The sequence below is a fragment of the Bradyrhizobium sp. Kon56 genome (genome assembly GCF_055807635.1).
On the sequence record NZ_JBVVOU010000403.1, the window covers coordinates 1 to 275 of the forward strand.

Annotated in this window: 1 protein-coding gene; it reads left to right on the top strand. The window is 58.9% G+C overall.

Annotated elements, in window-relative coordinates; genetic code table 11:
* A partial coding sequence (locus AC0L3B_RS39465) for a superoxide dismutase (RefSeq protein WP_473383218.1) occupies positions 1–275 on the top strand: 275 nt, incomplete at both ends.

Genomic DNA, 275 nt, shown 5'->3' on the forward strand with positions numbered 1-275 from the left:
GGTTCGTTCGACAAGTTCAAGGAAGAGTTCAGCAAGACGTCCATCGGCACCTTCGGTTCCGGTTGGGGCTGGCTGGTGAAAAAGGCTGACGGTTCCCTGGCCCTGGCCAGCACCATCGGCGCAGGCAACCCGCTGACCAACGGCGACACCCCGCTGCTGACCTGCGACGTCTGGGAACACGCCTACTACATCGACTACCGCAACGTACGTCCCAAGTATGTAGAAGCGTTCTGGAACCTGGTTAACTGGAAGTTCGTGGCTGAGCAGTTCGAAGG